Genomic DNA, 12,057 nt, shown 5'->3' with positions numbered 1-12,057 from the left:
TTCGCCTTGTATTCCAGCTTATTAACAAAGCTGTTCCAGCTTGCATCTGCAATATGCTTTGCCAGCTTGCGGTTTTTCATCATATTGGCTGATTTCAGAGTCTCTACGATTATTGCTTGGTTTTCGTCAACAAGGGTTCGATTTACTTATATGTGCGCTCGCCACCGCAGGGGATAATCCCAGTTCTTGTCCGGCCTGGCTGATGTTATGTGTTGCGGCCAGACGTACAAATAGTTTCAGGTGTTCAATATTCATTTTTGGATCTCAATCAAAGCTAGCAGTTGATATTAGATTAACGCGCAGGCCTGCAATCAGACGTGTAAATAGTTCCAGGTGTGCAATATTTATCGTAAATTTTCAATAAAAACTACAAAATAGCCACCTTTTTATTGAGTAAATACAATGAAGTTACAACATCACACCATAACCTGAATCAAATAGAGGAAAGCAGTTATCAGCTGCGATCAAGTTCAACCACGGTAGACGCTGTTGTAAATAATCTTAAAATATATTTTGCACCACCTCAGTAAAAAAAGTTGAAGCCACCAGCAATAATCCCATCCACAACAGAGAAGTTACCGGTCTAAAGCCGGACTGGGCAATGCCCTGCCCGACAATTTATCTTTATCTTGTTAATCACCAATCTGTTCATGCCCTAAGGCCGCATGAGATGCAGCCAGACGGGCAATAGGTACCCGGTATGGCGAACAGGAAACATAGTTAAGCCCAACCTGATGGCAAAACTCAACACTTGAAGGCTCTCCGCCATGCTCACCACAGATCCCGACTTTTAAATCGGGTCGAGTCTGACGGCCTTTCTCTGTGCCCATTTTCACTAATTGGCCGACACCGGCACGATCCAGCTTAACAAAGGGATCGCCTGTAAATAATCCCTTCTCAACATAATAAGGTAAGAAACGTCCGGCATCGTCACGCGACAAACCATAGGTAGTCTGAGTAAGATCATTGGTGCCAAAAGAGAAAAAGTCAGCTTCCCGGGCAATGATATCTGCCAGTAACGCCGCCCGGGGCAATTCGATCATAGTACCAATTTGATAATCGACTTTAACGCCATAACGGTTCATTACCCGTTCCGCAATGTGCAGCACATTTTCGCGTAACACCTTTAACTCATTAACATCAGCAACAAGCGGGATCATAATTTCCGGCACAATGTCAAAATGTTCATTTTTAACCAGTTCACATGCCGCTTCCATAATCGCACTAACTTGCATATCGTAGATCTCAGGATAGGTCAGACCAAGGCGGCAGCCACGGTGACCAAGCATCGGATTAAACTCATGCAGTTCCTGCACATGTTCTTTCACCTCGGAAAAACGAATGCCGGCGACGGCAGCGAGATCCGCAATATCATCGTCATTTTGCGGTAAAAACTCATGTAATGGCGGATCCAGTAAGCGGATCGTGACGGGTAATCCTTTCATCTCACGGAATAGTCCGATAAAGTCATTTTTCTGCATCGGCATTATTTTTTCCAGCGCCCTTTTACGGCCCTGCTGATCCTCTGAGACAATCATCTCCCGCACTGCTTGTATCCGTTTAACATCGAAAAACATATGTTCGGTGCGACACAAACCAATACCCTCTGCGCCGAATTCCCGGGCAACCTGCGCATCGTGCGGAGTATCAGCATTGGCTCTTACCTGAAGCGTGCGGAATTGGTCAGCCCAGGTCATTAATCTGCCAAAATCACCACTGACGGCCGGCTGCACCTTCGGCACGTCACCGAGGATCACTTCGCCGCTCCCACCATCAAGAGTAATAATATCCCCGCGCTTGATGGTAAAACCGGACTTGGTCACCATTACCTGTTTTTCATAATCAATATGCAGATCACCGCATCCTGCCACGCAGCTTTTCCCCATTCCCCGGGCGACAACCGCCGCGTGCGAGGTCATCCCGCCGCGGGAGGTAAGAATGCCCTGTGCCGCATTCATACCGTGAATATCTTCCGGGCTGGTTTCAATACGCACTAGAATCACTTTCTCTTTCAGCCTGTTCCGCTGTTCAGCTTCGTCGGCATTAAATACCACTTTACCGCTGCAGGCACCGGGGGATGCGGGCAACCCCTTACCGATAATATTTTTCTGCGCAGCGGGATCAATGGAAGGATGCAGTAACTGCTCAAGTTGTTGCGGCTGCACTCTTAAAACCGCCTCCTGCTCGTTGATCAGTCCTTCGTCAACCATCTCCACGGCAATTCTGATTGCGGCCTGAGCAGTCCTTTTACCGGTACGGGTTTGTAACATATAAAGTTTGCCGGACTCGATAGTAAACTCAATATCCTGCATTTCATGGAAATGTCTTTCCAGCGTACTGCGGTTATCTAACAGTTGGGCGTAACATTCAGGCATCACATCGGCCATTGCGGGCAAATCACCCTGTTTATATTTGACCTTGTTAAGGGGTTGCGGAGTGCGAATACCGGCAACCACATCTTCCCCCTGAGCGTTAACCAAGTATTCTCCATAAAAATAATTTTCGCCCGTAGAGGGATCCCGCGTGAATGCTACACCGGTCGCGCAATCTTCCCCCATATTGCCAAATACCATTGCCTGGACATTAACAGCTGTCCCCCAATGGGAGGGAATATTATTCAGCTTGCGATAGGTCACAGCACGCTGATTCATCCATGAACCGAACACTGCACTAATCGCTTCCCAGAGCTGCTGCTGCGGATCATCCGGAAAAACACTGCCAAGCTCTCTTTGGTAACTGTCTTTGAATTCGCCAACTAACTGCTGCAGCTCTTCGACACTCAACTGATTATCGTACTCCACACCACGGATACGTTTTTTCCCCTCCAATAATTCTTCAAAAATATCACCGTCTACCCCTTTTACCACATTCGCGTACATTTGGATAAAACGCCGATAGGAATCATAAGCAAAGCGCGGATCCTTGCTTCGGTTGATAAGCCCCTGCACAGTTTGATCATTGAGTCCAAGATTAAGCACAGTGTCCATCATACCCGGCATCGACGCCGGCGCTCCGGAACGCACTGATAATAAAAGCGGATTAAGCGGATCGCCAAAACCTTTGCCCATCTGCTGCTCAAGACTCTTCAGGGCGGCATTTACCTGCCCGTCTACCCCTTCCGGATAATTCCGCTGATGCTGATAAAAAGCTTTACAGACTTCGGTGGTTAGCGTAAATCCAGAGGGGACGGGAAGACCAATCGAAGCCATTTCAGCAAGATTGGCCCCCTTTCCACCGAGTAACTCACGCTGCGAACGATCACCGTCTGCCTGACCTTGGGTAAATGAATAAACATATTTTTCCATAATATTTGCCTCTTAGCTGTTAAGCAGAAAAACAAGGCTATTAAATGCAGGAAATACCGGAATACATTATCTCCTCAGAAAAAAGATGCATAGCTCAACGGACAGACAAAATGTTTTCTCTTTTCTTTTACCTAAGCCTTCAGCTTTCCTTACATTACACCTCTGTCATCCCCTTTCTAAAACAGGATCTCAAATGATGCATGCTTTCATTTTTTATGATTTTTAAACAAGTTATCAGTTATGCCAATCCGCTTTATCATGTGAACTCATTTATAGGGTGCATACCATGTAACTTAAGCAACTATAAAATCAGGAAAATAATCTGATAAGCTGCATTATGTGGTGCGTAAAACGCGCCCTACTATCGGTCAATTAATTATGCGCAGTAGTATTAAATATTTGTCTATCTGTTGAGTATGATCCCTATCAGAAAAAACGCAAAACGGTATTCGGATCGGCTTTTTTAAATGACCAACTTTTAAGATAAAGGTACAGTGAAATGCGGGCTGTAACGTAAAAACGGCAGGAAACATGTTGATAAAAAAGGTGAGTTAAAATAGATACTTGGTCAGTTGATAAATAACAGACAGCGCAACCAGAGCGGAAAAAGATAACTTAATAACAACGCCATACTGTTATGGCGTTGTTATCCATTGTTTAGTTAGCTCAACGAGCTAAGGCCGTTGTAAAATCAGAGCCGATTGGATTTTGGAAAACGCGCAATCCAAATTCGGGAATAACAGCTAATATATGATCAAAAATATCCGCCTGAATACTCTCGTAATTAGTCCAATTTTGATCATTACTGAAAACGTAAACTTCAATAGGTATCCCGGTAGCACAGGGTGCTAACTGCCTTACCATAAGAGTTAACTCTTTGTGAATTTTAGGGTTGTTTTTCAAATAGGCACAGAGATACGCCCGAAATGTGCCTATATTAGTGAGCCTTCTACCGTTAACCAGATGGCTTAAATTACTCACGGATTCCTTGTTATAAACATCTATCTCTTGTAGTTTATGATCCAAATAATCCTTAAGAAGCTCAATTTTCGTCAACGACTCCAGCATTTCCTGGTCACAGAATTTCACCGACGTCATATCAATCGAGATAGAACGTTTTATCCGCCGCCCGCCAGATTCTGACATTCCCCGCCAATTTTTAAATGATTCAGTAATCAGAACATGGGTTGGAATGGTTGTAATAGTCTTATCCCAGTTTCTGACTTTAACCGTATTGAGTGTGATATCAATAACGTCACCATCGGCACCGCGACTCGGCATCTCCAGCCAGTCATCGAGCCTTAACATATCGTTTGCCGTAATCTGTACGCCGGCTACAAGCCCAAGAATGGAGTCTTTAAATACCAGCATGACAATCGCCATCATGCCACCCATGCCCAGAAATAGTGCCCAGAGATCCTTGTTCAGCAGAATCGAGACGCTGGCGACCGCGGCAAAAATCCACAGAATAATTTTCAGGACTTGGATATAGCTGTTGATCGGCCGTAACTTGGACATTTTGTAGGTGCGGTAAACCCCATTCAATGCAGACAGCAGACTATGAATAACAAGCGCAAACACAACAATAAAATACAGCGAAGTAAACTTATTAATATTTGCCAGCAACAGCGGATAGTCCTGCTCGGTAAATATTATTTTTGCACCAACACTAAAGACCATAATAGGTACAAAATGGGATAAACGGGTGAATACATGGCTGTCATAAAAGATATTGTCCCAATGACTTTTGCTCTTGTAGATAAACTTTTTGATCAACCCGATTATTACTTTCTTGGTAATATAATTGGCTATCGCCGAGATCATTATCAGGGAAAATAACATCAGCATAACGGCAATTCCCGTAGCCAGTTCCTGATCTAAAAAAACTGTTTGAAATTTTTGAATCACTGAATTAATCATGAATGATTCTTATCCTTTTTATGTTAGCCATAAAAAAGCCCTGCAATAAAATTGTAAGGCTCAAAGGGCTTATTATTAACATACAAACGACTTTTTATTGGGCTAACACTTCTTTTACAGCCTGCACAATCGTTTGCGGTTTTTGTAAATATAATGAGTGATTTAATAACACAGCGTTATCACCCGCCGTAAGTAACAAAGCAGGGAAAGCTGTGGTATTCATAAACTCCTGCACTTCATTAATATCAGACAAAGTGTATTGCGCTTCGCCACTTAATTCCTCTTTGAAGATTTTATTCGGTGGCGATAACTTAAAGCGCTCGATAATATGATTAAAATCATGCTTGTTGGTTAAAGGATTACCTTCGATAAAGTGCGCAGCTTGTAACGCATTTAAGACAGTTAATGCCTTCTCCGGCTGTTTGTTTTGCAGCCAGGCCATCAAATTAGCTGCCATAGTCGAATTTTTAGGACTGTCTGCATAACGAATATATTCTTTGCCAAATTTTGCGCCACTTTGTTTTGCCACGCTATCCACATGCACGTGACCTACGCTGTCAGTGCCATCGTAGTGAGCACAATGCCATAAATGGATGACCATTTCAGGGTATGATTTTTCAATTTCATTAACTAATGCAGTACTTGCGTAGCTCCACGGGCAATGGGAGTCGTAAATAAAAAATAATTCAGGGGTCATTGAATTAATCCTTTTTGTTAAATAGGGTTAGGACCTTATGGTCGCAGATTAAAAAACACGCGTTGAATCTAAATTAAAAAGCTATTCACATAAAAGCGCTCTCTTTATTCTGCTTGTTCGGTTTATACTCAAACTACTTCAATATGCTGATTCTTGCACATTGAGATAGCTTGGGTATCTATTGCCTCTGATCATACGAGGTTGTTATTAATAAGATAGTCAAGCCCGCCTGTTATCGCAGCAACCTGTGCATGGATACACTCTTCAGCCGTCACCTTCGGACTATCCGGATAAACCTCTGTGGTCGTCGAATATAAAGCGTTGCTAAAAGCGCAGCAAAGCCCTAACTTTTTCGCCGCGTAATTGATCACACCATGTTGGGAAATGGGCTCACCAATAATCTTTCCGTTGCTATCAGCCGGCGCAATATGCGTGACTTTTTTTACCGAATCAATAATTGCACGCTGGAAATCGGGCTTTGAGTTCTCCTCATCTCCTACCAGATAAAACCCATCGGGAATAGCCCATAGAGGTTGAACCTTTGCATCTCTGGCAGCTAACGCCGGTCTGAATTCTGTATTATCCGTGTCTGTGGTTTCATGCAGATCAATATGGGCAATAAAATCGGCATCAAGTTTTTCAACATAGTCCATTAACAATGCAGCTTCCTGAGCTGGACTGGGCTGATAAAAGGAGCGATTAGGGTCGACCGTATCGGCATTCCAGCGGTTAATGGTTTCATATCCCCATGGACTGACGCAGGGAGCGACAACAATATTAAATCGCTGCGCGTACTGCCGGGAGTATTTTTCAATAAAAGACAGGGCACCAAGTACACCACTGGTTTCGTAGCCATGGACACCACCTGTTATTAAAATAGTCGCTTTATTTGCATCCCAGATACGAGGCTTCACAGTGTAAAGCGGGTACTTATGTGGCGGATAACAAAGTTCACCATACTGCTCAACAATGAAATATTCCGGCAAATCGGTCAGTCTGTTAGTTACATCATGCTGATACGAACGCTGAATTTTTTGTTTTTTAAACCAGGCTGCTTTTTCTGCTGCCTGCCATTTTTGCGGTAGAGAATTGACACTGTCTGTCTGCAGCTCTTTCATATTATTGCCTTATTGGCGAAGCTTTATGTTTAGGGAGTCGGGAGTTTGTACATTAGTCTATTACAAAAACCGGCTTTGAAAAAAGAGGCATTTTAACTATTAATTAAACTTGTGCAAGGGGGATAATTTTTAATATACATAATTTAAAAGAATGCTTCGCTGCACAATGCTGAAGAGCAGTAGTTAGGCTATCCACAGAGCGCATAGCCATATATGAATGTATAGATCATTTTTCTTTTAAAAACTTTCCGCTATTTTTCTCCAGGATTGTCTCTTTGAATAAGGGATCAAATGCTGCGTGATCATCATCGTGACAGTCTCCACAAAACTCTTTAGGATCCGTTTTTTCATGAGGAATATGGCATTCTGTACAAGCCATATCTTGATCGTTACGATGTTTTATATTATGCCATTTCCCTTCCAGCAGACCATACTCATCATGGCATTCAATACAACTGCTTCGTTCAAACTCCAGATCATCTGATGGGGCTTCTTTTTCATGGCAAGCCCCAGCACAGTCTTCATCTTTAAGATGAAAATTAGCCAGATTATCCTGACCCGGATTAGGCAGTTCATCGGCCCTGGCAACGCCCACGCAGCAAAGTACAAAACCGAGTAATAAGCTTTTTATCAACTTCATAATAATGCTCCTATAGATCAACATGTTCAGCTTATATACCCATGTTAGTTCAAAATGCTTTGTCAGGCACGGGCTCGGAGACCAGTTCAAGGCGCAACATGAGGACCTTTTAGGCCGGGGTCATCTGCCCGGCATAAAGAATAAACATCCTTAAAAACATCACTCCCGCCAGAGTCAGTATCGCGCTGCTTAATATAAAAGCCTTTCTGTGCTTAACTCTCAAAGGAGCAATTTGATTCATCAGCAGGGGTAAAATAATGCCTATTGCGATAACCCCAATCCAAAATAAATTTGCCCAAAAGCCTCCTGAAATGGCGGCTGCAATAGCAACTTTATCCATTTCTCCACCGAATTTCATGCCGATAATAAGTATCACTAATAGTAATAATTCAGAGCAAATGACAGGTGGTTCCAGACGGTGGCTTAAAGCCATGCCGGGGGTATTTGCATGTGCAGAGAAAAAGGTTGTTGCCAGAAGAATTGTTGCCGCTATACCTGATGACAAGCCCGAGGCTAAAAAAAGTAAAGGTAAAACCGGTTGATTCAGTAAAGGATACGCGGTTAAAGCAGAAAGCAAAAAACCGGTATATACCCCAAGTAAAAGAGCAAGAATAACAATCACAAATTCCAGCTGTTTCTCGACCTTACCAATAAAATCCCATAACCGGAAAATACCCGGTATTTTCAGTACCCAGGGCATAAAACGTTGCAACAGTCTATGCAGCTCCTCTTTAAATACCCAGGCGATCCACGCAAATGTCGCCACTTGATAGGCGATAAACAAGGTGACACCGCGCCCCATTACGGATGCCGGATTGGCAAACTGATAAACAATTACCTTCCAAAAATGCAGGGGTTTAGTCAAATCGAAAATCAGAATAAGCAGACCAAAAATAATCATGCTGGGCACAAGAATGGCGGCCGCTATGATCAGAGGATTTTTTGCCGCCTGTTGTGATGCGGGCAGCTTCCACTTAACAAGCAAAGCTAAACACATCGCTCCCGAAGAGATACCCAGAACAAACAGATAAATTGCGATTGGCCAGTGCCATACAAGGGAGTCGAAATGGAAGGCATGCTGTAAACTTTCCCTCATAACTCAATCTCTCCTTTCAGATCCGGCACTCTAAACATTTTGGGTTTGGTGCCCAGAGATTTTTTATAACGGTAGACTGTTTTTTGCTGTAGCGTTTTAACAATCTCACTATCAGGATCATTCAAATCTCCGAACACCAGTGCCTGCTGCGGACAGGATTGCACACAGGCTGGTAATTGCCCTTTTGCAAGATTAGTATCGCGGCAAAAATTACATTTATCCGCCGCTTTGGTAACAGGATCAATATAACGCACTTTATAGGGGCACGCGGCGATGCAGTACATGCACCCTATACAGCGATCCGCATTGACATCTACAATACCGGTTTTTTTATCAATAAAAGATGCACCGGTCGGGCAAACATCAACACAGGGTGCATCTTCACAATGCTGGCAGGATTTTCTAAAGAACTTGTAATCAGCATCGGGAAATTCCCCCCGCGGCTCACTACGAATAATCTCCAGGCGTGTAACACCTGCCGGGACATTATTCGTTTCCCGGCAGGCATCCACACATGCGTCACAACCAATACAAAGCGTTTCATCGTGGATCATTGCATAACGTTTACCTTCAATGACCAGCGTCTGTACAACCGATGTACCGGCAACTCCCGCAGTGGCGAACATGGTAGTCGCCCCCAGGCCGGCTAAGAATTTTCTTCGCGAATAATCCATCACTGATCTCCTCGTAACTCATTGATCGCAATATGGCAATCGACACAAAGTGTTATCCGGGATTTACGCTTGATATTGGTCATCGGATCTTCTGCTTCGTGCAGTTGATGGCAGGCCGCACAGCTTATTTTTTTATAATGTACATCATGAGTCCATTCAGCGTTACGCAGTTGCAAGGATGTATGACAGGTCATACATTTACTATTTTGCAGGGCTAATGGCGTATGCGTATTATCTGCATAACTGATAATAGTGAAATCTTCTTTCGGGTGTTTTCCCTTATTGCCATGGCATGCGCTACAATTATCGACAAATTTTTCACTGGCGTGTGCACCCAACATTTTCACAGCAGCAATATTTTTTAATTTTCGTGCAACCTTGTGGCAACGGATACAACGTTTATTCTCTTTAAGTAGTTGCTCCATCTGATCTGCATTGCTCACTTGTTTCGCAAAATCGATGTCGGGTATCTGAGCATTAACCTCAGGGGGGGAATCATTACTATTAACGAAGCCCGATAAGCATAAGATGAAAAAAAATAACCACCGTAATATCCTCATACATCCTCTTTATACATTGAGAGTTATATTGCACGGATTAACTTAATCATTTCAGATACGCTGGCAACTCTTGCTTATCTAAAGGTCACTTTATTTTTCGCAGGTTTTGTATCAATCATTGTGACTAACCGGCTGTGTTAAACAACCGGTTAGTTAACTATTTTATTTAAAGATAAGATTTAATACTCCACGATGGTAAAGATGATTTATCTGCGAGTTATCAAATACACCAATGCCAAATGGATATACCTTGCTCATATCATTAAATTGAACATCCTCAATTGCAGCTTGTTCACCTGTTGTGACCAGTTTACGCTTAATTTCAAGTGTCCAGACTCCATCTTTCCAAACCGCAACTGTATCAATATCACCACGGGAACCTGTAAATGGCTGCGTAACAATCCCGGGAATTCGTGTGGTTTTATTGTAGTCGGCTGTGAATGGCTGCTTTTCAGAATCTAAAATAGCAACAGCATCTTCACTTGGAGCTGAAGAGACAAACGCAGGCTGTTTTTGATCATCAATATTATTGACGTAACCGCCCCCCGTTTTATGATCGCCCTTACGGCCCCAATTGCTGTTTTCTCTTGGATCTGAAGTACTATCTATAAATTGATCATCTATCTGATTATTGACAGCGGTACGAACACCTTTCCAGTGCCACATATCAATCGTCTGACCTGCTTTAGTGTATTTACGCGCAGGAGATTTACTTTCGAAACCATTAATTTTTCCATCGCTGGCACGGTGACAGGCCGCATTACACCCTTTTTCTGCGAAATCTTCCGTATTTATATCCCACAGAATAGCGACCTTATCTTCGTAATAGGTATTATCATGACCGGTGTCATCCTTATTTTCCAACTGCTTCCAGCTACCGTCAGCTTGTTTCATCCATGGAAAGCGGTCCAGGCTTTCGGTCGGATCTTCATAACGCATTAAGAAATAAATATATTCATCATCATAAAGTGATTTCATTTCCACTGTTGTTTTTTTAATCCCTTCATAGCCGTTATTTGGTTTATAAGGTAGTTTGTCAATTTTAACTTTAATACTTGGCGCTTTTTCCCAGGCAGCGTCTGCCATACCATCAAGTTTGATTTCCGACATCCCCTTAACGCTTTCTAAAGTAGTCGTTTTAGCTTGTACAGCACCAAAAGGCATGAGTGAAAATGCAATGACAGCGCTGGCGAGTAAGGATTTTTTAAATTTCATAGCCATTTCCTCTTATAGTAAAAATATAAATTATCAACAAGTATAGGCTACATTCACTTTTTACAGATAGGTGTGGAAAGGCAGGTATATAATACGCCAGGTTCAGCCAGCATTGGTTGTGCGAGAATTGTGTATATGGGGCGATGGGACAGGGCTCGCAGAGCGATTCCCTCATGACACTTTGCTGGCGTAAAATTCGCCGCCCTACTTTCAAGTTGGCCATCGCGACAAGCGCTTAAACGAAAAAATCCCTGCTGACATAGCGCTTATGGGGCGTGGCCTTTAGCCTGCCTTGGCGAGGCACCGGCGATGGAACAGGAGGTGCAGAGCACCTCCGCTCGTGACACGGTGCTGTCGGCAAACAACCAGGGCACGCAGAGCTTAGCCCGCTCATAAACCTTTGCTGGCGCAAAATTCGCCTCCCTACTCTCGAGTAGGTCATAAATCGTCAGAATTAAAAAAACCCAGTAAGAAAAGACCTACTGGGTTTGTTTAATTGGGCGCTTGGCGATGGGACAGGGTTCGCAGAACTCACCCGCTCGTGACACGGTGCTATCGCACCACTTCGCCCTACTCTACATGATCTGAACCCAACTGCGTTGGTACTCTTAACCTTTCCCCATGCGAGAGCAGGTCAGAGCAAAAAGCAGGTCAAATAAAAAACCCCAGGAAGCAAAGCTTTCTGGGGTTTTTTAATTGGGCGCTTGGCGATGACCTACTCTCACATGGGGAGACCCCACACTACCATCGGCGCAATTGCGTTTCACTGCTGAGTTCGGAATGGGATCAGGTGGTACCACAATGCTATGGTCGCCAAGCAAAAAAGTTAATT

At 43.5% G+C, this 12,057-nt stretch carries 9 protein-coding genes, 1 rRNA gene and 1 pseudogene; all 11 read right to left on the bottom strand.

Annotation, left to right across the window (positions count from 1 at the left end; genetic code table 11):
* Positions 1 to 141: 141 nt before the first annotated feature.
* A pseudogene (locus tag ABZA00_RS13610) lies at positions 142 to 255 on the bottom strand (LysR family transcriptional regulator); the annotation flags it as partial.
* Between the two features lie 377 nt (positions 256 to 632).
* Positions 633 to 3,305 carry a pyruvate, phosphate dikinase gene (gene ppdK, locus ABZA00_RS13605; protein ID WP_372882702.1) on the bottom strand — a complete coding sequence of 891 codons (2,673 nt, stop codon included), beginning with the start codon at positions 3,303 to 3,305 and terminating at the stop codon, positions 633 to 635.
* Between the two features lie 666 nt (positions 3,306 to 3,971).
* Positions 3,972 to 5,225 carry a mechanosensitive ion channel family protein gene (locus tag ABZA00_RS13600; RefSeq protein ID WP_372882701.1) on the bottom strand — a complete coding sequence of 418 codons (1,254 nt, stop codon included), beginning with the start codon at positions 5,223 to 5,225 and terminating at the stop codon, positions 3,972 to 3,974.
* A gap of 94 nt (positions 5,226 to 5,319) precedes the next feature.
* Positions 5,320 to 5,922: a protein-disulfide isomerase gene (locus ABZA00_RS13595; protein WP_372882700.1), complete on the bottom strand. Its 603-nt coding sequence runs from the start codon at positions 5,920 to 5,922 to the stop codon at positions 5,320 to 5,322.
* 191 nt (positions 5,923 to 6,113) lie between these two features.
* Positions 6,114 to 7,040, bottom strand: coding sequence for a M14 family metallocarboxypeptidase (locus tag ABZA00_RS13590; RefSeq protein WP_372882699.1), 927 nt, complete (start codon positions 7,038 to 7,040; stop codon positions 6,114 to 6,116).
* Positions 7,041 to 7,266: 226 nt separating this feature from the next.
* On the bottom strand, positions 7,267 to 7,680 hold the full coding sequence (locus ABZA00_RS13585; RefSeq protein WP_372882698.1) for a cytochrome c3 family protein: 414 nt from the start codon (positions 7,678 to 7,680) through the stop codon (positions 7,267 to 7,269).
* A gap of 109 nt (positions 7,681 to 7,789) precedes the next feature.
* Positions 7,790 to 8,776 (bottom strand): cytochrome c nitrite reductase subunit NrfD, encoded by a 987-nt coding sequence (gene nrfD / locus ABZA00_RS13580; RefSeq protein ID WP_372882697.1) that lies wholly within the window; start codon positions 8,774 to 8,776, stop codon positions 7,790 to 7,792.
* Positions 8,773 to 9,450, bottom strand: coding sequence for a cytochrome c nitrite reductase Fe-S protein (gene nrfC, locus ABZA00_RS13575; RefSeq protein WP_372882696.1), 678 nt, complete (start codon positions 9,448 to 9,450; stop codon positions 8,773 to 8,775). Before nrfC ends, nrfD begins: the two co-directional genes overlap by 4 nt.
* Positions 9,450 to 10,010, bottom strand: coding sequence for a multiheme c-type cytochrome (locus tag ABZA00_RS13570; RefSeq protein ID WP_372882695.1), 561 nt, complete (start codon positions 10,008 to 10,010; stop codon positions 9,450 to 9,452). The genes nrfC and ABZA00_RS13570 overlap by 1 nt, the downstream gene beginning before the upstream one ends.
* Positions 10,011 to 10,172: 162 nt before the next feature.
* On the bottom strand, positions 10,173 to 11,225 hold the full coding sequence (locus ABZA00_RS13565; protein WP_372882694.1) for an ethylbenzene dehydrogenase-related protein: 1,053 nt from the start codon (positions 11,223 to 11,225) through the stop codon (positions 10,173 to 10,175).
* Between the two features lie 702 nt (positions 11,226 to 11,927).
* A 5S ribosomal RNA gene (rrf, locus tag ABZA00_RS13560) occupies positions 11,928 to 12,043 on the bottom strand.
* Between the last annotated feature and the right edge of the window lie 14 nt (positions 12,044 to 12,057).

Origin of the sequence: Psychromonas sp. (assembly GCF_041586535.1) — a bacterium.
In the GTDB taxonomy this organism is placed as follows: Bacteria; Pseudomonadota; Gammaproteobacteria; order Enterobacterales; family Psychromonadaceae; genus Psychromonas.
This window is presented reverse-complemented; position numbering and strand designations above follow the sequence as displayed.